The sequence below is a fragment of the Streptomyces sp. NPDC001852 genome (assembly GCF_042891825.1).
GTDB lineage: Bacteria > Actinomycetota > Actinomycetes > Streptomycetales > Streptomycetaceae > Streptomyces.
In genome coordinates this window covers 62,766-81,318 of sequence record NZ_JBIATN010000023.1, presented here as the reverse complement: position 1 = coordinate 81,318, position 18,553 = coordinate 62,766, and the positions used below count along the sequence as shown (strand labels likewise).

General features: G+C 71.8%; 16 protein-coding genes. 8 read left to right on the top strand and 8 right to left on the bottom strand.

Annotated elements, in window-relative coordinates; all coding sequences use genetic code 11:
* Positions 1-96: 96 nt before the first annotated feature.
* The gene (locus tag ACFYZB_RS32475) at positions 97-1,041 is read right to left on the bottom strand and encodes a hypothetical protein (RefSeq protein ID WP_388764618.1); all 945 of its coding nucleotides are present in this window, start codon (positions 1,039-1,041) and stop codon (positions 97-99) included.
* A gap of 696 nt (positions 1,042-1,737) precedes the next feature.
* The gene (locus tag ACFYZB_RS32470) at positions 1,738-2,235 is read right to left on the bottom strand and encodes a hypothetical protein (RefSeq protein WP_388764617.1); all 498 of its coding nucleotides are present in this window, start codon (positions 2,233-2,235) and stop codon (positions 1,738-1,740) included.
* Between ACFYZB_RS32470 and ACFYZB_RS32465 the strand changes: the two genes are divergently transcribed.
* Together ACFYZB_RS32465 and ACFYZB_RS32460 are read left to right on the top strand one after the other, a co-directional pair.
* A complete protein-coding gene (locus ACFYZB_RS32465; RefSeq protein WP_351210000.1) occupies positions 2,230-2,355 on the top strand; it encodes a hypothetical protein in 126 nt (41 codons plus the stop codon). The two genes, ACFYZB_RS32470 and ACFYZB_RS32465, sit on opposite strands and share 6 nt — an antisense overlap.
* 202 nt (positions 2,356-2,557) lie before the next feature.
* Positions 2,558-3,310 (top strand): class F sortase, encoded by a 753-nt coding sequence (locus tag ACFYZB_RS32460; RefSeq protein WP_388764614.1) that lies wholly within the window; start codon positions 2,558-2,560, stop codon positions 3,308-3,310.
* A gap of 15 nt (positions 3,311-3,325) precedes the next feature.
* On the opposite strand, the gene ACFYZB_RS32455 is transcribed toward ACFYZB_RS32460, so the two are convergent.
* From ACFYZB_RS32455 to ACFYZB_RS32435, 5 genes are read right to left on the bottom strand one after another with little or no spacing between them, the layout of a single operon-like run.
* A complete protein-coding gene (locus tag ACFYZB_RS32455; protein WP_388764613.1) occupies positions 3,326-4,492 on the bottom strand; it encodes a GDSL-type esterase/lipase family protein in 1,167 nt (388 codons plus the stop codon).
* A 35-nt stretch (positions 4,493-4,527) separates the two neighbouring features.
* On the bottom strand, positions 4,528-5,097 hold the full coding sequence (locus ACFYZB_RS32450; RefSeq protein ID WP_388764611.1) for a TetR/AcrR family transcriptional regulator: 570 nt from the start codon (positions 5,095-5,097) through the stop codon (positions 4,528-4,530).
* A 56-nt stretch (positions 5,098-5,153) separates the two neighbouring features.
* Positions 5,154-6,158 (bottom strand): LacI family DNA-binding transcriptional regulator, encoded by a 1,005-nt coding sequence (locus ACFYZB_RS32445; RefSeq protein WP_388764609.1) that lies wholly within the window; start codon positions 6,156-6,158, stop codon positions 5,154-5,156.
* 2 nt (positions 6,159-6,160) lie between these two features.
* Positions 6,161-7,477 carry a glycoside hydrolase family 27 protein gene (locus ACFYZB_RS32440; protein ID WP_388764608.1) on the bottom strand — a complete coding sequence of 439 codons (1,317 nt, stop codon included), beginning with the start codon at positions 7,475-7,477 and terminating at the stop codon, positions 6,161-6,163.
* A 12-nt stretch (positions 7,478-7,489) separates the two neighbouring features.
* Entirely contained in the window at positions 7,490-9,022 is a 1,533-nt protein-coding gene (locus tag ACFYZB_RS32435; protein WP_388764606.1) for an alpha-N-arabinofuranosidase, read from the bottom strand.
* A 153-nt stretch (positions 9,023-9,175) separates the two neighbouring features.
* Between ACFYZB_RS32435 and proS the strand changes: the two genes are divergently transcribed.
* The 3 genes from proS to ACFYZB_RS32420 all read left to right on the top strand — a co-directional run bounded on the left by proS (position 9,176) and on the right by ACFYZB_RS32420 (position 14,188).
* Positions 9,176-10,588: a proline--tRNA ligase gene (gene proS, locus ACFYZB_RS32430; protein ID WP_388764604.1), complete on the top strand. Its 1,413-nt coding sequence runs from the start codon at positions 9,176-9,178 to the stop codon at positions 10,586-10,588.
* A gap of 310 nt (positions 10,589-10,898) precedes the next feature.
* Complete coding sequence (locus tag ACFYZB_RS32425) at positions 10,899-11,852, top strand: LysR family transcriptional regulator (RefSeq protein ID WP_351210016.1); 954 nt, start codon at positions 10,899-10,901, stop codon at positions 11,850-11,852.
* A gap of 401 nt (positions 11,853-12,253) precedes the next feature.
* Entirely contained in the window at positions 12,254-14,188 is a 1,935-nt protein-coding gene (locus ACFYZB_RS32420; protein WP_388764601.1) for a collagenase, read from the top strand.
* Positions 14,189-14,261: 73 nt separating this feature from the next.
* Here the strand turns inward: ACFYZB_RS32420 and ACFYZB_RS32415 are convergent, their stop codons facing one another.
* Positions 14,262-15,707, bottom strand: a complete 1,446-nt coding sequence (locus ACFYZB_RS32415; protein WP_351210020.1) for a glyceraldehyde-3-phosphate dehydrogenase — start codon at positions 15,705-15,707, stop codon at positions 14,262-14,264.
* Positions 15,708-15,891: 184 nt separating this feature from the next.
* Between ACFYZB_RS32415 and ACFYZB_RS32410 the strand changes: the two genes are divergently transcribed.
* The 3 genes from ACFYZB_RS32410 (at position 15,892) to ACFYZB_RS32400 (ending at position 18,505) form a co-directional block, all read left to right on the top strand.
* Positions 15,892-17,100 carry a hypothetical protein gene (locus ACFYZB_RS32410; protein ID WP_388764598.1) on the top strand — a complete coding sequence of 403 codons (1,209 nt, stop codon included), beginning with the start codon at positions 15,892-15,894 and terminating at the stop codon, positions 17,098-17,100.
* 111 nt (positions 17,101-17,211) lie between these two features.
* Entirely contained in the window at positions 17,212-17,532 is a 321-nt protein-coding gene (locus ACFYZB_RS32405; RefSeq protein WP_351210024.1) for a hypothetical protein, read from the top strand.
* A gap of 142 nt (positions 17,533-17,674) precedes the next feature.
* Positions 17,675-18,505, top strand: coding sequence for a PP2C family protein-serine/threonine phosphatase (locus ACFYZB_RS32400; protein WP_388764596.1), 831 nt, complete (start codon positions 17,675-17,677; stop codon positions 18,503-18,505).
* The last annotated feature ends 48 nt before the right edge of the window (positions 18,506-18,553 follow it).

Below are 18,553 nucleotides of genomic sequence, written 5' to 3'. Positions count from 1 at the left end.
TCGGCTCCGGTTGACGGCGGGCTCGGCCGGTGGGTGGGCGGTGGGCGACCCGGTGCCGCCCTCTGGGAGATCCCCGGCGGGCGGTCCGGGACTGGGTCAGTGGTCGGCCGGGTACGCGCTGCGGGTCAGCCCCACCGGATTGCCCGGCGGCAGCAGGCCCGAGGTCTCGACCATGTGGGCCAGGGGATCCAGCAGGCCGGCCAGGCGTGCGGTGCGGTCGGCGCCGAGGGCGGTCCAGGGCTGTTCGGCCGCCGCGTCCGTCAGCGCCTCCACCTCCGCGCGCACGGCCGCGCCGGCCGGAGTGAGCGCCCCGTCGGCCCCGAGCAGGCACCGCTCACGCAGGCGTGCCCCGGCCGCCTCCCAGTCGGCCTGCCCCCACCTGCGCGTCTCCCGCAGGAACACCCCGTCGGACTCGCCGGCGGCAGCCTTGAGCACCATGGCCTCGACCGGCCCGATTCCCTGACTCACCAGCACCGCCACGTGCGCGTCGCCCCGGTGCTCGCGCAGGGTCGTCAGCCCCTGCCACAGCCGCGCGGTCGGGCGGTCCGGGCGCTCCAGCGCCTGGTTGGCCGCCGCCAGCACGCGGCCCGCGGTGTCCGCCGCCGCAGCCGCCTCCCAGGCGAGGTCGGCGGCCTCGGCGAACTCGGCCGAGCCGACGGTGTCCGGTCCGAACAGTGCGGTCATGGCCGCGTCGAGGGCGTCCTGGCGGGCGGCAAGCACATCGGCGGGGGCCGCGTACGCCCAGGCGTCCGGCAGGGCCCGGGCCACGCGGGCGGGGTGGAAGACGTAGAAACAGCTCGTCACCACGGCCGGGGCGACCGCGCCGAGCGGTGCGGCGCGCAGCGCGAAGTACCCCATCCAGAATCCGCGCATCCCGAGCGCGTCCGCCGCGCTGTACACCTCCGGTGCGAAGTACACGAGATCGTGCACCGGTTCGTACCGCTCCCACAGGGCCCGCGCCATCGCGTCCGCCACCGCTTCCTCCGTCAGGTCGAGCTGCCGCGTACTGTCCGCACCAGACTGCGTTATGACACCGGTCATAACAAGGAGTGGGTGTACGGCCGTCACGGCGGGGAGGCAGCCGCGCAACCTCTGCGGCCGGGCACACCACCGTAGTGCCGGACGCCACGGGGCCGGATGAGCGCACTCCGCGCACCGCCCGGCCTCGGCGAAGTACGGCGTTCCGGCGGACGGCTGAGGCGGTCGACTGCGCGGGGCGGGTGAGGAGTTGGCCGTACGGCGCTCCTGTCCGGTTGTGCTCGGCTTCGGGGACGTCCGTGCGGGTGATCCGGCGGCCGGTCTCGCGCCCGTTCGGCTGATCCTGCCCGTGGAGGCGGCGCGCTGGTTCCTCCGGCCGAACGGGACGGCCGACGAGCCGACGCTTCGGCGTGCGCGGGGCGTGCGGCGCTCGGCCGTCCGAGAGCGGCGCGACGCCGGGTGATTCGCCCGGACGAGGGGCCGCGGAGGCGGGATCGCTGGGACAGACGGGTGGCGCAATGACCCGGCTGGGTGGCTCGGATGGTGGGAGCTTGCGCATTCACTGACGGTGGTTCATGTCGAGGCCGGGTCTGTCCAGCTGATGAGGGATCCGCTGCCCGGCCGCGACGGAAGGACACAGATATGCGTTCTGCCCGCATGCTTCTGGCCACGGCGGCAGCCACCGCCGCACTGACCTTCGGCGCGCCCAGTGCCGCCTTCGCCGTACCCGCGGGTGACGACGGAGGCCGCGACGACTCCTCATACAGCCAGGACCACGGTCGTGACCACGACTCCGGCCGCGACCACGACAATGATCACGGCGACAACCACGACAAGGGCCGCGGACACGACGGGCCGCGCGGCGGAATCCACACGGGTGGCGGAGCGCTGGCCGCGGTACGAGGTGACGGCCGCGGCGACGACCGGGGCGAAGACGACGACCACGGCCGGGACGAGGGCCAGGGCCGGGACGACGACCACGGCCGCGATGACGACCGGGGCCGGGACGACGACCAGGGCCGCGGCGACCACGACCAGGGTCGGGGCGGTCACGACAAGGGCCGAGGAGGCCACGACAAGGGCCGGGGACACGAGGGGCCGCACGGCGGTGTCCACGCGGGTGGCGGTGCGCTCGCCGCTGCGCGCGGTGACGACTGGGGCTCGGGTCGCGACGAGGGCGGCCGGGACGGAGGTCGGGACGGCGGCCGGGACCACGACGAGCGGGGCGAGCACGAGAGGCCGCGCGGTGGCATGCACACCGGCGGTGGCGCTCTCGCCACTCCGGGCGTCACCGCGGGCGGCCTCGCCGTGCTGGCCGTAGGCGCAGGCGGCATGTACATGCTGCGGCGCAAGAAGGCCGGACAGCAGGCGTCCTGACCGAACGACTCCTTCCAGAGGCTGCGGCCGCCGCCGACGCCCGCACCGTGTCGGCGGCCCGCACCTGTGGCCCTCCCCTCCGTCCGTGCGCACACGGTCCCCGTGCGCAGGCGCCCCTGTACGTCCCTTCCCGCGCGCCGTGCCCGTTCCGGCGCCCTTGTCCAGATTCCTGTGCTGCCGTGCCCGAGTGAGGTGGTGTCCGATGGCAGCAGATCCCCTCTCCCCGACTTCCGCGGACCCGCAGGCGGACGGGCGGAGTTCCGGCCGTGGCGGGCGGCGGCTGACGCTGTGGGGCGTGGCGATCGTCGTCATCGCCGTCAGCGTGTTCGGCGGCCACCACACCTCGGACGGCTCCGCACAGGCGTCCCGTGCCGCGGGCGCGAGCGCCACCGCCCACCAGGCCGATCCGCAGGTGACCGATCCGCAGCAGACCGACCCACAGCTGACCGACCCACAGCGGAGCGATCCGAAACAGGCCGACCCGCAGCAGGCCGGCACGGAGCTGCCCAGGTCCACGCCGACCCGGCTGCTCATCCCGAAGATCGCCGTGGACGCTCCCTTCACCACCCTGACCATCGGCGACTCGGGACAGCTCCAGCCGCCGCCGGCGGCCGACACCAACCTCGTCGGCTGGTACGCCAAGGGCGCCTCGCCCGGCGAGAAGGGCACCGCGATCATCGCCGGGCACGTCGACACGAAGACCTCCGCGGCCGTCTTCGCCAACCTGAGCGAACTGCAGGCCGGCGACCGCTTCACCGTGGAACGCGCCGACGGACGCGACGCCGAGTTCGTCGTGGACGACAAGGAGACCTTCGCCAAGGACGACTTCCCCAGCGACCGGGTCTACGCCGACGCCAAGCGCCCCGAGGTGCGGCTGATCACCTGTGCGGGGGAGTACGACCACGACGCGAAGGACTACACCGACAACCTCGTGGTCTTCGCCCACCTGGTGTGAGCCGGACCGTGCGGATCAGCCGACGCCGTCGGCGAAGGGGCCCTTCGGCGCGAACGCCAGCGCCGCGAACCGTTCGCCGATCCGGCGGTGCGCGGCGGCGTCCGGGTGCAGCTCGTCGGGCAGCGGCAGTTCGCCGAAGTCGGCCTCGCCGTACAGTTCACGGCCGTCGAGGTGGTGCAGGCGCGGGTCCCGTGCCGACCGCTCGCGCACGATCCGGGCCAGCTCCTCCCGGATGACTCCCAGGGTGAGCTTCCCGCTCGCCGTCTCCGCCGGGTGCCCGGCTGCCCGGAACCGGAGCCGTCCCTCGCTCAGGGCGGAGAGGTCCGGAAGGCTGGGGCCCGGCGTGTCCTCATGGATGGGGCACAGGATCGGCGAGACGACGAGCAGCGGCGTGTCGGGGTGCCCCTCGCGGATGGTGTCGAGGAACCCGTGGACGGCCGGCCCGAACGCGCGCCGGCGCATCAGATCGGCGTTCACCACGTTGATGCCGAGCTTGACGCTGATCAGGTCGGCCGGGGTGTCGCGCAGGGTGCGCGCGGTGAACGGGTCGAGCAGGGCGCTGCCGCCCAGCCCGAGATTGATCAGCTCCACGCCGCCGAGAGACGCGGCGAGCGCCGGCCAGGTGGTGGTCGGGCCCGCCGCGTCCGAACCGTGGCTGATGGAACTGCCGTGGTGCAGCCACACCTTGCGGCCCTGGTGCGGAACGGCTGCCACGGGTGCGTCGGTGCGCAGGGCGACGAGTTCGGTCGTCTCGTTGTGCGGCAGCCAGATCTCCACGACCTTGGCGGTGCCGGGCAGCCCGGAGAAGCGGACGGTGCCGACCGGGCCCGGCCGGAGCTCGGCCGTACCGGCGCTCATGTCGATGGCGAGCGTGTTGCCGCCGGCGATCCGGCCGCTGCCGGCCGGACGTCCGTCGACGAGCAGCTCGTACACGCCGTCCGGGCGCGGCGGTGCGCCGACGTGGATCCGCTTGGTCGGCAGGGTGTCCAGCTCGACAGTGGTCGCGCGCGTACGGAAGACCAGCCGGACACCGGAGGGCTGGGACTCGGCCATGGCCAGCTGAGGATCGGCGCACTGCGCGCGGGCGCGGGCCGGCAGCCGGTGCGGCAGCAGTCCGTGGGCGGTGCGTTCCAGATCGAGGGCGCCGCGCACGAGTGCGGCGGTGAGCGGGGTGGTGTGCATGGTGTCGGCCTGCGTTTCGAAGACGTCGTACGAGCTCAGGGGGTGGGCCAGTTGCGCAGCAGGGAATCGAGGGCGTCGAGGATCCGGGTCCATGACTCCTGCGAGTCGGGGGCGCTGTGGCTGAATCCGCCGGCCGTCTCCAGGCTGACGTATCCGTGGAAGACGCTGCCGAGGAGGCGGACCGCATGGGTCTGGTCGGGCTCGGCGAGGTCGTAGCCGCGCAGGATCGCCCGGGTCAGCTGCGCGTGCCGGGGGCCGGCACTCGCGGCAGCCGTCTCGGGGTCCAGCCTGTGCCGGGCCGCCGCGTAGCGGCCGGGGTGCCGGCGCGCGTAGTCGCGGTACACGTCCGCGAAGGCGACGAGGGCGTCCTTGCCGGACCGGCCGGCCAGCGCGTCGGCGGCGCGGTCGGCCAGCTCCTCCAGCGCGAGAAGCGCGATCCGTGTCTTCAGGTCCTGGGAGTTCTTCAGATGCGAGTACAGGCTCGCGACCTTGACGTCGAACCGCCGGGCCAGCGCCGATACGGTCACCTGGTCGAAGCCGACCTCGTCGGCCAGGTCCGCACCGGCACGGACCAGGCGCTCGGTCGTCAGCCCCGCGCGAACCATAATCAATCTCCCATCTGCCAAATTGATTATGGGACTGCCTAAAGGCTTTAGGCAAATCAGGTGGTCGACTCGCGCAGGACCAGGGAGAAGGGGGCGACGAACTCCTGCTGGTCCGCCGGCGGGCCCGCGCTGCCCAGCCGCGCGACGAGCAGGGCGACGGCCCGCTCCGCCATCAGCTCGTGATCCGGATCCACGGTGGACAGCGACGGGATGAGGAACGCGCTCTCGTCGACGTTGTCGAAACCGATCACCTTGACCCGCTCCGGCACCCGCACCCCCGCGTCCGCCAGACCGCGCAGCACGCCCATCGCCACGGTGTCCGTCACACAGAACACGCCGTCGAAGTCCAGCCCGCCCGCCACCATCGCCCGAGCCTGCCGGGCCCCGGCCTCCATGGTGAGTGCGGGCACGCTCCGCACCAGCTCCGGATCCTCGGGCAGACCGGCGGCGGCCAGCGCCTGCCGGTAGCCGGTGTGCCGCAGGCTCGACACGTCGACCTCGTCCCGCCGTTCCCCGCACACCACGGCCACGCGCCGGCAGCCCCGCTCGATCAGATGCCCGGTGGCGGCCGCCGACGCCTCGACGTTGGGCATGGCGACATGGTCCACGGGCCCGCCGAAGGTCCGCTCGCCGAGGATCACCACCGGGTGGTCCACCCTCAGCGCCTCGACGTCGGCCGGCCCCATGCCGACGGTGCTGAGGAGCAGCCCGTCGTAGAGCCGGTTGCGGGACTGGGCCAGCGCGGCCAGCTCGTTCTCCCGGCGGGCACCGGTCTGCTCGATGCTCACCCGCAGCCCGCGCCGGCCGGCCGCGGCGATGACGGCCTCGGCCAGCCGGCCGTAGTACGGCCGGTTCACCTCGGGCACCGCGAGACCGATGGTGCCGGTCCGGCCCTTGCGGAGGTTGCGGGCCGCCACGTTCACCCGGTAGTCGAGCCGGGCCATCGCCGCGAGGACGCGCTCGCGGGTGGCAGGACGGACGTTGGGGTGGTCGTTGATGACGTTGGAGACGGTCATCGCCGACACGCCGGCCGCCTTCGCCACGTCCTGGATCGTCGCCACGCTCACTCCTGCCCGGTGTCCTCCGAGGAAGGACGCACGCCGTCCTGCGCCAGACGATAGAGCGCGGCGCCATGGGCAGGCAGGTCGACCACCAGGTGCCGGCCGTCGTGCGCCACGCCGGCACGGGTCCACAGCTCACGGACGCGATCGGCGGGGCGGGCACCGATCGAGCCGAGCGGCACCTCGAACCGGCGGGGCCGGCCGGCCAGGGAGAACACGGCGGCGTAACGGGTACGGCCGTCGGTGTCGCGGGCGGTCCACAGCACCAGGCCGCCCTCGCGCAGCACCTCGCGGTTGCCGGTGCTGTGCCACAGGACGGCCAACGCCTCGTCGTTGGTGAGGAGTTCGATGGTCTCCGGCGGGCTGGTCGGCAGGTCGCCGCCCATCATCAGCGGGGAGCGGGAGATCAGCCACAGGGTGAGCAGACTGATCTGCTCGGCCCGGGTGAGCCGGGACAGCCGGTCCGCACCGCGTTCGGCGCGGATGCCGAGGCGGCCGAGCGGCAGCATGTCGGCGTCCGCCCAGCCGCCCTCGCCCTGCCAGGGTGCCCAGCGCGCCATCCTGGCGAACTGGGCCTCGACGTCCTCCCATCTGTCCCACAGGTCGTCGCAGACCCGCCACATCGTGGCGTGCTCGCGCAGATGGTCCAGCCGGGCCAGGGACACGTCCGTGCCGGGGGACAGGCTCAGCCGGATCGGGCGGCCGCTGCGCTCGATCGCCCGCGCGTAGGCGGCGATCTCCCGCTCGTGGTAGGGGAAGAGCATGTCGTCGGCCTTGATGAAGTCCACGCCCCAGGCCGCGAACTGGGCGACCTGGGAGTCGTAGTAGGCCTGGGCACCCGGGTGGTCGTGGTTCAGGCCCTGGTTGTCGGAGTTCCAGGGGCACACCGAGCCGGTGTCGGCGATCTCGTCGGCGGTGAAGTCCGTACCGAGGACCGGGAGTCGGGCGTCGACGGCCCGGCGCGGGATCCCGCGCATGATGTGCAGGCCGAAGCGCAGCCCGAGGTCGTGCACCCGCCGGGCCAGCGGTGCGAAGCCGCCGCCGTCGGCGGTGGAGGGGAACCGGTTCGGTGCCGGGAGCTGGCGGCCGTACGCGTCCAGGACCAGCGGTGCGTCCGCGTTGTAGCCGTGGGCGCGGGCGGTGGGCTCGTACCACTGGATGTCCACCACCACCGTGTCCCAGCCGTGGGGGAGCAGGTGGTCGGCCATGAACTGCGCGTTGGCGAGCACCTCCTCCTCGGTGACGGTCGTGCCGTAGCAGTCCCAGCTGTTCCAGCCCATCGGAGGACACCGCCGCCGGTCGGGAAGGGGCCGGTCCATGATCGTCTCCTCTCAGCCCGCCGCCGTCATGGGCGCCCGGACGGTCACGAAGGAGTGCGGCGGCACGATCAGCGCCAGTCCCCGGTCCGTGACCCGGACGCCGTCGCCGTCGAAGGCGCGCGGGGCCACCGCCTCGGGTGTCTGCGGGGTGTTGTGCGCCTGGAGCTTGTCCGCGGTGAGGATCCGCGCCCGTGCCTCGCCGATCCGGCCGCCGCGCAGGTCCAGGGTCACCTCGGCGGCCTCCCCGGCGTCCAGGTTGCTCAGCGAGACCAGGAGCGCGCCGTCCTTGACGCTGGCCGACACGGACACCGTCTCCAGTTCGGTCTCCCCGACCCGGCGCCGCGCGCCGTCCGCGCGCAGATGCACGGGGAGCGAAGTGGCGTCCTGGTGGCCCTTGTTCATCTCGAAGACGTGGTACGTCGGCGTCAGCACCAGCGCGTCCCCGTCGGTGAGCAGCATGGCCTGCAGGACGTTGACGGTCTGCGCGATGTTGGCCATGACCAGGCGGGCCACGTGCCGGTGGAAGATGTCGAAGTGGGTGCTCGCCACGAGCGCGTCGCGCAGGGTGTTCTGCTGGAACAGAAAACCGGGGTTCGTGCCCGGCTCCACGTCCCACCAGGTGCCCCACTCGTCCAGCACCAGCCCGACGGTGCGCTTCGGGTCGTAGCAGTCCATGACGGCGGAGTGACCGGTCAGGATGCGGTCGACTCGCCGGGCCGAGACCATCGTGCGGTAGTGGTCCTCGGTGCCGAAGACCGTGGCGCTGCCCTTGGCGTCCCAGGGCCCGGCCAGGGTGTAGTGGTGGACGGACAGGGCCTGGTAGTAGGTGCGCGGGGTGGCCTCGCAGCCGAAGCAGTTGATCTGCCGCATCAGCGTCTCGGTCCACTCGTAGTCGTCGTCGGAGGCGCCCGAGGCGATCCGGTACAGCTTGTTGTCGCCGTGGTCGCGGCAGTACGTCGCGTACTGGCGGGCGAGGTCCGCGAAGTACTCGGCGCGCATGTTGCCACCACAGCCCCAGGTCTCGTTGCCGATGCCCCAGAACCGCACCCGCCACGGCTGCGCACGCCCGTTCTCCCTGCGCAGCCGCACCATCGGGCTGTCGCCCGCCCGGGTGAGGTACTCGACCCACTCGCTCATCTCGCGGACCGTGCCGCTGCCCACGTTGCCGCTGATGTACGGCTCCGCGCCGAGCAGTTCGCACAGCGCCATGAACTCGTGGGTGCCGAAGTGGTTGTTCTCCTCCACGCCGCCCCAGTGCGTGTTGACCATCCGGGGGCGCTCCTCGCGCGGGCCGATGCCGTCCTTCCAGTGGTACTCGTCGGCGAAACAGCCGCCCGGCCAGCGCAGGTTGGGGATGTGCAGGGCGCGCAGCGCCTCGACGACGTCCAGGCGGATGCCGCCCTCGTTCGGGATCGGGGAGTCCTCACCGACCCAGAACCCCCCGTAGACGCATCGCCCCAGGTGCTCGGCGAAGTGCCCGTACAGGTGACGGCTGATCCTCGGCCCCTCGATGTCGAGGTTGATGATCGCGGTGGCGGTGGGCACGGACGTACTCCCATCCGAGATCGTTTGTATCGATAAAAAAATTGCATCGGGGCGGGGGAGCGTCAAGGGGTCGGTCAGCAGCCGGCGAGGGGGCGCGGACGCGGGCCGAAATCGACTCGCAGACGGCAGGAACCGGGACATACGCTGCTCGGCATGGCAAAGGCACCCGTTCTCACGCCCCGGGCGGACGACTTCCCGCGCTGGTACCAGGACCTGATCACCAAGGCGGAACTGGCCGACAACGGCCCGGTGCGCGGCACCATGGTCATCCGACCGTACGGGTACGGCCTGTGGGAGCGGATGCAGCAGGAGATGGACGCCCGGATCAAGGCGACCGGCACCCGGAACGCCTACTTCCCGCTGCTCATCCCGGAGTCGTACCTGACGAGGGAGGCCGAGCACGTCGAGGGCTTCGCGCCCGAGCTCGCGGTCGTCACCCATGCCGGTGGCAAGGAGCTGGAGGAGCCCGTCGTGGTCCGCCCCACCTCCGAGACGATCGTCAACGAGTACTTCTCCAAGTGGGTGCAGAGCTACCGCGATCTGCCCCTGCTGATCAACCAGTGGGCCAACGTGGTGCGTTGGGAGCTGCGCCCGCGTCTGTTCCTGCGCACGACCGAGTTCCTGTGGCAGGAGGGCCACACCGCGCACGCCACGTACGAGGAGGCACGCGCCTTCGCGGCCCGTGTACAGAGCGAGGTCTACGGCACGTTCCTGCGTGACGTCCTCGCCATGGACTTCGTCTCCGGACGCAAGACGGCCAGGGAGCGGTTCGCCGGAGCCGTCGACACCCTCACCCTCGAGAGCATGATGGGCGACGGCAAGGCACTCCAGATGGTGACCAGCCACGAGCTGGGCCAGAACTTCGCCAAGGCCTTCCGCACGCGGTTCGTGACGCAGGACGGCCGCCAGGAGTACGTCTGGCAGACCTCCTGGGGCTCCACCACCCGCATGATCGGCGCGCTGGTGATGACGCACGGCGACGACGCCGGGCTGCGCGTCCCGCCCCGCCTGGCACCGGTCCAGGCGGTGGTCCTCGCCGTCAAGGGCGACGAGGAGGTGCCGGCCCGCGTCCGCGCGATCGGCGACCGGCTGAGGGAGGCGGGCGTGCGCGTCCACGTGGACGACCGCACGGACGTGCCGTTCGGCCGGCGCGCCGTCGACTGGGAGCTGAAGGGTGTGCCCGTACGGATCGAGGTGGGGCCCCGCGACCTGGAGCACGGTACCGCCGTGCTGGTCCGGCGCATCCCGGGCACCAAGGAGCCGGTCGCGGCCGAGGCGCTGTCCGCGCTCCTGCCCGGGGTGCTGGAGGACGACCAGGCGCTGCTGCTGGAGCAGTCCCGCCGGCGCCGCGAGGACCGCACGGTCGATGCGGCCACGCGCGAGGAGGCCGCGGAGGCCGCCGCCACAGGCTGGGCCCGCATCCCCTGGTCCGCGCTGGGCCCTGAGGGCGAGGCAGAGCTCGCCGAGCGCGGTGTGTCCGTGCGGTGCCTGATCGCCGCGGACGGTTCGGTACCGGAGAGCGAGGACCAGCCGGGGAACGTGGCGGTGGTGGCGCGGGCTTACTGACCGGAGCGGGGGCGTGGAGACCGGGGCGGCACGCTCGGCTCGGTACGGCGCGCCGGGCGGGAGCTGCGGCCCGGACGGTCCCACGCCGTCACGAAGGTGCTCAGGGAGGGGCGTGCCAGGGGCCGGTCCGGCTCTGGCGCGCCGTGGTCCGAGGTCGGCGGAGCTGTGACTTGTGCCGGGCGCGGCACAGTGCGACGCTTCGGTCCGCCGGTCGCGACCACGGCCGGCGGTGGCTGTGAGCACTGGTTTTACCGGGAGAGGCGGACGGATCTCCCGGGGCCGGCCGAAGACGGAGACGGGGAGTGGCGCGATGGAGCTGGAGCTGCGGCACCTGCGGGTGCTGTGCGCGATCGCCGACGCGGGCAGTGTGGGGCGCGCCGCGGCACAGCTCGGCTACTCGCAGCCCGCCGTGAGCACCCAGCTGCGCCGCATCGAGCGCCACCTCGGCGAGCCGCTGTTCGAGCGCGGCACGAGCGGAGTGCGGCCCACCCGCTACGGCGTCGAGGTCGTCGCCCAGGCCCGCGACGTCCTGACCCGCGCCGACGCCATCGGCCACCGCCCGGCGGCCGCGCCGGTTCGCCGTACGCTGCGCGTGGCGGCGACCAACTCGCCCATGCTGTCCGGCACGGTCTCCCGGGTCCGCACCCGCCTGCCGGAGGTGTCCCTCGCCGTCACCAGCGTCTACGCGTCCTCGCGGATCGTGGAACTGCTGGAGGAGGGCGCGGTGGACGCGGCCATCGCCGCCGACTACCCGGGCATGGAGCTGCGCCACTCGGGCGCGGTGCGGCACCGCGGCATCGTCACCGAGCCGACGTTCGTGGCCCTGCCCTCCCGGCACCGGCTGCGCCAGTGCGCCCAGGTCCAGCTCGCCGACCTGGCCGAGGACGCGTGGTTCGTGACACCGGACGACGGCGCCGGCTGGCCCGGGGTGTTCTACGACGCCTGTGCGGCGTCCGGGTTCACCCCGGTCACCGTGCACGAGTTCCTCGGCGACCAGACACAGCTGCAGAGCATGATCGCCGACGGTCTCGGGGTCTCGCTCGTGCAGCCGACACTGCGGCCGATCCCGCATGTGGTGGTCAAACCGCTGGTGGGTTCCCCGCTGTGGTGCCGGTATGTGCTGGCCTGGCGGCCCGACACCGTCACCGACGAGGTCGTGGAGGCACTGTCCCAGTCCGCCATGGCCGCCTACCACGATCTCGTCGCCCAGGCCCCCCATCTGCGGGCGTGGGCGTCGCGCACCTGGAGTGCCGCCGGAGCCTAGGCCCTGACGCCACACTCCCTCCCCCGGCCTTCGGCCGGAGGCGCCCCCAGCCCCGCGACGCCGTGCACGCTCCCCACTGCCTCAAGGGCGTGGGAGGTGCCCCCACGCGCCGCCACAGCACGCACCCACGGCATACATCAGCCTCCCCCACGCTCGAACAGGCTCGTGCGGGGGCACCACATCGCGGCAGGCGCACGGCCCTCCCTCCGGGCGGACGGCGGGGATTCGACGACGGCACCCAGCGGCAGGGTCGGGCACGTTCAAAGGCGCACCGCGATGTTATGTGCGGGCTGTGTCATGTGCTATGTCACACGGCATTGTTGGGGCGGGCGGGCCACTGAGACAGTGCCTCACACGCCTCAACACCCCACCGAGGCGCATCCCTTCGTGGAGGAATCCAGATGCGCTATCGCTTCGCGCTGCCCAGACGCATGGCCGGCGCCGTCGCCGTCTGTGTGACCGTGGCCGGCCTGCTGGCCACCCCGGCGCTGGCGGCCCCCCAGCCGCACACCGGCCCGTCGGTCGCACCCCGGACACACCCGGCGCCCCCGTCGCCCACCGGCGCGACCACCATCGCCGGCGAACGGAACGCCAGCCGGCCCCGGCGGCTCAGTCCGGCCCAACTCCCTCCCCACGCACCGATGTTCACCCGTAGCATGGAAGTCGCCCGGCACGGTGGGACCAAGGCCGCCTCCTGCACCCCGGCCGACTTCGGCAGCCGTACCGGCAGCGCTCTGGTCTCCTTCGTGAAGGCCTCGTCCACGGACTGCGTCAACACCCTCTTCGCGGTCACCGGAAAGGACGCGCACGACGTCTTCCGGCAGTCGCAGATGCTCACCGTCGCGAACGCGTACACGCGCGCGGCCGGGCAGTACCGGGGCGACAACACCGGCGGCATCGAGCAACTGGTCCTCTTCCTGCGGGCCGGTTACTACGTGCAGTTCAACCACTCCGGCGACGTGGGGTCGTACACCTCCCGCCTCACCACGGCCGTCACGGCCGGTCTGGACGCCTTCTTCGCCCGCGCCCACTCGGGCGATGTGACGGCGGTGAACGGGGACATCCTCGGTGAGACCGTCATCCTCACGGACAGCGCCGACCAGCAGGGCCGCTATCTGTCCGTCTACCGGCGGCTGCTCAACGACTACGACAGCTCCTACGATGCCATCCCCAGCATGATCAGCGCCGTGAACGACGTCTACACGCCCCTGTGGCGCGGCAACTGGAACCCGGACTACGTGAAGGCGGTCGAGGCCGACCCGGGCATCATCGACACCCTGTACGACTTCGCCCTCGCCAACACCGACCAGCTGGGCACCGACCTGGCCTTCCTGGACTCCAACGCCGGGATGAACGTGGCGCGTTACGTCGAACACCCCGAACTGCAGGACACCGCCCGGCCCTTGACCAAGGACCTGCTGGATCAGACCGCGATGACCGGCCCGACGGCCGGGCTCTGGGTCGCCGTGGCCACGCAGGCGAACGCCTACGACAGCACCGACTGCGCCTACTACGACGTCTGCGACCTGCCCGGCAAACTCACCCGGGCGGTCCTGCCCGTCACCCACCGGTGCGACACGAACGTCACCGTGCTCGCCCAGTCGCTCACCGCCGCCGACCTCGACGCCGTCTGCGCCAGTGTGCTGAAGCAGAGCGACTACTTCCGAGGGGTGGTCAAGGCCGACGGTGCGATACCCGGCCAGTACGTGTCCACCATCCAGCTCGTGGTCTTCGCCAGTCGCGCCGACTACCAGACCTACGCCGGCGCGATCTACGGCATCGACACCGACAACGGCGGCATGACCCTGGACGGCAACCCGTCCGACCCGGCCAACCACGTCACGTCGATCATGTACCAGAAGCCCTCCGACGACGGTTTCACGGCCCGGATCTGGAACCTCAACCACGAGTACACGCACTTCCTCGACGGCCGGGACGACATGAAGGGCGACTTCGCCCAGGAGACCACCGTGCCGGACGTGTGGTGGATCGAGGGCGTGGCGGAGTACGTGTCGTACAGCTACCGCGGTATCGCCGACGACCAGGCGATCCAGGAGGCGGGCAAGCACACGTACAAGCTGAGCACCCTGTTCGAGAACACCTACGGCAACAGCGACGTGACCCGCACCTATCCGTGGGGGTACCTCGCCGTGCGGTACATGACCGAGCAGCACCCCGACGACGTCCAGCGCATGCTCGCCCGATTCCGCGCCGGTGACTGGGCCGGCGGATACGCCGTCTATCACGACGGCATCGGCACCCGCTACGACGCCGACTTCGACCAGTGGCTCACCGCGTGTGCCGCGGGCGCCTGCGCCAAGCCCGCCAAGGCCTGACCGCACGCGCCCAGCAGAACGGCCGCCGTCCGGAAACCCCGGTCGGCGGCCGTACGCGTGGCGGCGAAGGGGATCAGACCGCCGTCGCGGGGTACGTCGGGTACTCCACGCCCGACACGTGCTGTACGACCCTGACCACCTGGCAGGAGTAGCCGAACTCGTTGTCGTACCAGAGGTAGAGGATGGCGTTGTCGCCGTCGACCTTGAGGGCGCCGGCGTCCACGATCGAGGCGTGGCGCGAGCCGATGAAGTCGCTGGAGACCGCGTCGGGCGCCGTGATGAAGTCGATCTGGCGCTTGAGCGGCGAGGTCAGCGAGACCTCGCGCAGGTAGTCGTGGACCTCCTCGCGGGTGGTCTCGCGGGACAGCTGCAGGTTGAGGATCGCGATCGAGACGTCCGGCACGGGGACGCGGATCGAGCTGCCGCTGATCTTCGCCTTGAGGTCCGGCAGGGCCTTGGCGACGGCGGAGGCGGCACCGGTCTCGGTGATCACCATGTTGAGCGGCGCGGAGCGGCCACGGCGCTCGGACTTGTGGTAGTTGTCCAGCAGGTTCTGGTCGTTGGTGAACGAGTGGACGGTCTCCACGTGGCCGCGCAGCACGCCGTACTCGTCGTCCATCGCCTTCAGCGGCGGGACGATCGCGTTGGTGGTGCAGGAGGCGCAGGACAGGATCTGCTCGTCCGGCTTGATGGTGTCGTGGTTGACGCCGTGCACGATGTTCGGGACGTCGCCCTTGCCCGGCGCGGTCAGCACGACCTTCTCGATGCCGGGGCGCAGGTGCTTGGACAGGCCCTCGCGGTCGCGCCACTTGCCGGTGTTGTCGATGAGGATGGCGTCCCGGATGCCGTACTCGGTGTAGTCCACGTGCGACGGGTCGTCGGCGTAGATCACCTTGATGGCGTTGCCGTTGGCGACGATGGTGCTGGTGTCCTCGTCCACGGTGATCGTGCCCTGGAACTGGCCGTGGATGGAGTCGCGGCGCAGCAGCGAGGCGCGCTTGACGATGTCCTGGGCGCCACCGCCGCGCACCACGATGGCGCGCAGCCTGAGGCCGTTGCCGGAGCCGGACTTCTCGATCAGCAGACGGGCGACGAGCCGGCCGATGCGGCCGAAGCCGTACAGGACGACGTCGCGCGGCTCACGGCGCTCGATCTTGTTGGCGCCGGTGGCACCGGCGACGGCCTCGGCGGTGAACTCCGCCACGCTCAGCCCGCGGTCGTCGGCCTTGTAGGTGGTGGCCAGCATGCCGAGGTCGATCTGGGAGGGTCCGAGGTCGAGGGCGGCCAGGGCCTCGAGGAACGGCATGGTCTCGGTGACCGACAGCTCGGCGCCGTCGATCTGCCGGGCGAAGCGGTGCGTCTTGAGGATGCTGACCACCGACTTGTTCACCAAGGAGCGGCTGTGCAGCAGGACGGTGACGTCCCGCTCGCGGTGCAGCTTCCCGATGAGCGGGATCATCGACTCCGCGATCTCCTCGCGGATCTTCCAGTTGGTGAACGAGTCGTCGTTGACAGTCACGGATCCATCTTTCGAGCTAGGCAGCGCTCATATGGTAACCACACCCCTCACGTGCTCCCGCCGGGGGTGGCGGAGTAAGGGATTTGCACCCATTCCTTGACCGATTCCTGAATCAGGGTGGAAGTCCGTAAGAAACCCGGGTCGTGGATTGCCCGTCTTACCTGGCGTGCCCAAGGTCAAGAGAGTGAGCACCTCATCAGTTCCGCGGCCCGAGGCGGCCGCCCCGTTTCGGCCCCTGCGGCCCCCGACCCTGCCCCGGATCGCCCGGCGCGGTATCCCCGAGGGGGCGGTTGCGGCGCTCGCCCTGTTCGCGGCCGTCCGGCTCGCCGGGGTCCTCGTGGTGATCCTGACCAACGCCCTCAGGGGCCATCCGCTGGTCAAGAGCTTCGCCCACTCCTGGGACTCCCGGTGGTACCTGCACATCGCCGCACAGGGCTACGGCCACAAGATCTGGATCACCCCGGAGGGCGCCGTCCAGAGCGACTGGGCGTTCTTTCCGCTGTACCCGGGACTGATCAGGGCGCTGACCACGGTCCTGCCGTTCACCCCCGGCCAGGCCGCGCTGCTCATCTCCTGGATCGCCGCGGGCGTCGCCGCGTACGGCGTGTACGCCATCGGCCACCATCTCTACGGCCGCGGGGTCGCCACCGCGCTGGTCGCCCTGTGGGCCGCCATGCCGCACTCCGTCGAGCTGACCATCGCCTACACCGAGTCGCTGTTCGCGGCCCTCGCCGTCTGGTCCCTGTACTGCGTGCTCAAGGGCCGCTGGCTGTGGGCCGGTGGACTGGCCGCGCTGGCGGGCCTGTCCCGGCCGAGCGGCTTCGCGATCGCGGGTGCCGTCTGCCTCGCCGCCGCCTACGAGGTGCTGCGGCAGCGCGGCCGGGTTCCGGCCGGCCTGTGGGCCGGTGCGGTGATAGCCCCGCTGGGCTGGCTCGGCTATGTGCTCTGGGTGGGCAGCCAGACGGGAGACCTGCTCGGCGGCTACTTCAAGGTGCAGAGCGCCTGGGACTCCCGCTTCGACTTCGGTCTCGGCTCGGCACGCTTCACGAAGGCCCTGCTGCTGCACGGGGGCGGTGCCGTCTATCCGGCGGCCCTGGTGATCGTCGCGGCCGGCGTGCTGCTGTTCGCGTTGCTGTGCCTGGAACGCGCCCCCCTCGTCCTGGTGGTCTTCGCCGGGGTCCTGGTCCTGCTCGTGGTCGGCGGCTCCGGTTCCTTCTCCTCCAAGCCGCGCTTCCTGCTGCCCGCCTTCCCGCTGCTCATCCCCATGGCCCGGGCGCTGACCAGGACCTGGCGGGTCCGGCCGGCCCATGCCGTGGTGGTGTACGCGGGCCTTGCGGTCTTTTCCCTGCTGTTCGGCGCCTTCGTGACGGTGGTGGCGCACTCGCCGCTGTGAGCCGGCACCGGGCGGCCATGCGGCACAGCGCCCGAGCGGCCGGTCCGTCCGGGCGCTGTGCGAAGGGCGCGAATCGGGGTAGGCGGGGGGACGCCCGAGGAAAGGATCGTCATGACGACCTATGTGATCAGCGTCCCCGGCACCTTCACCGCGGACATCGGGACGGACACCCGGACCCGCCTGGCCAGGGCTCTCGGCCCCGCCGATCCGCACGGCACGCGGATGGGCAGCGCCGAGGGCCTGGACGTGCTCAGCGTCAACGAGGACAACACCTTCACGCTCCGGCTGACCGTCGAGGCGGACACCGGCCCGCACGCCGAGCAGGAGGCCCGCCGGCTCGCCGGCTCCGCCCTGCGGGACGCGGGACTGGACGAGCGGAGCGCACCGCTGGGGCCCGCCGTGGTCACCGGGATCGACTCCGAGGTGCGCTGACCGGGAGCCGTACCCACGGCCGCTCGCGGGGCGGGATCAGCCGCTCGCGGGGCGGGATCACAAGATGTAGGTAAAATTTAGGCGTTTGCCGAAAATGCCGGTGGATGGTCATCGACGGCCACCGCCCCGCCGGAAGTGATCGATGCCCCGCAAGCGCTCCACGGACGAAGGCGATGAGCTGCTGGCCAGACTCGGTTCGCTCACCGCCCAGGCACGGGAGCGCGCGGTGCTGCAGCGGACCCAGGTCGAACTGGCCATCGCGCTGCAGCGCGGCATGCTGCCCCGTGACCTGCCCGCCGCGCCCGGCCTGCACCTCGCCGTCCGCTACACGCCCGCCAACCTCGGCCTGAACGTGGGCGGCGACTGGTACGACGCGTTCGCCCTGCCCGACGGGCGGATCGGGCTGGCCATCGGCGACGTCCAGGGGCACAACATCGAGGCCGCCGCGTTCATGGGCCAGGTGCGGGCCGGGCTCCGCGCTCTTGCCTTCGTGACCGGTGAGCCGGGCGAACTCCTCGCCCGCACCAACGACCTGCTGCTGTCGCTGGGCAGCGACCTGTTCGCCACCTGCACCTTCATGCGTCTCGACCCGGCCACCGGCGTGCTGGAGAGCGCGCGGGCCGGCCACATCCCGTTCGTGTGGGCCACCGCGGACGGCAAGTCCGGCGTCGTCGTCGACGAGGGCGGGCCGCCGCTCGGCATCGACAAGGGCATGGAGTTCCCGGTGACCAGGCACCGGCTCACCACCGGCGGCCTGTTCGTGCTGCTCACCGACGGGGTGGTGGAGGGCCCCTCACTGAACATCGAGGACGGCCTCGAGCAGGTCGTCCGCCTCGCCGGCATCGCCGCCGTCGCAGGCCTGGAGGCCCACGCCCTGGCCGCCGCCGTGATCAAGGGCGCCGAGAGCGTCGGCCACGAGGACGACGCGGCCGTGCTCGTCGTGGGCCTGGACGGCCCCGGAAACCACCCGTGACCGGCGACGTGGATCCCGCACCGGCCGGCCCGGCCGGCCCCGGGCAAC

Coding starts and splice junctions, on each gene's coding strand:
- proS (WP_388764604.1), top strand. CDS start 9,176: ATGGCAAAGGCACCCGTTCTCACGCCCCGGGCGGACGACTTCCCGCGC.
- ACFYZB_RS32425 (WP_351210016.1), top strand. CDS start 10,899: ATGGAGCTGGAGCTGCGGCACCTGCGGGTGCTGTGCGCGATCGCCGAC.
- ACFYZB_RS32460 (WP_388764614.1), top strand. CDS start 2,558: ATGGCAGCAGATCCCCTCTCCCCGACTTCCGCGGACCCGCAGGCGGAC.
- ACFYZB_RS32405 (WP_351210024.1), top strand. CDS start 17,212: ATGACGACCTATGTGATCAGCGTCCCCGGCACCTTCACCGCGGACATC.
- ACFYZB_RS32465 (WP_351210000.1), top strand. CDS start 2,230: ATGCACACCGGCGGTGGCGCTCTCGCCACTCCGGGCGTCACCGCGGGC.
- ACFYZB_RS32450 (WP_388764611.1), bottom strand. CDS start 5,097: ATGGTTCGCGCGGGGCTGACGACCGAGCGCCTGGTCCGTGCCGGTGCG.
- ACFYZB_RS32400 (WP_388764596.1), top strand. CDS start 17,675: ATGCCCCGCAAGCGCTCCACGGACGAAGGCGATGAGCTGCTGGCCAGA.
- ACFYZB_RS32475 (WP_388764618.1), bottom strand. CDS start 1,041: ATGACCGGTGTCATAACGCAGTCTGGTGCGGACAGTACGCGGCAGCTC.
- ACFYZB_RS32440 (WP_388764608.1), bottom strand. CDS start 7,477: ATGGACCGGCCCCTTCCCGACCGGCGGCGGTGTCCTCCGATGGGCTGG.
- ACFYZB_RS32420 (WP_388764601.1), top strand. CDS start 12,254: ATGCGCTATCGCTTCGCGCTGCCCAGACGCATGGCCGGCGCCGTCGCC.
- ACFYZB_RS32455 (WP_388764613.1), bottom strand. CDS start 4,492: ATGCACACCACCCCGCTCACCGCCGCACTCGTGCGCGGCGCCCTCGAT.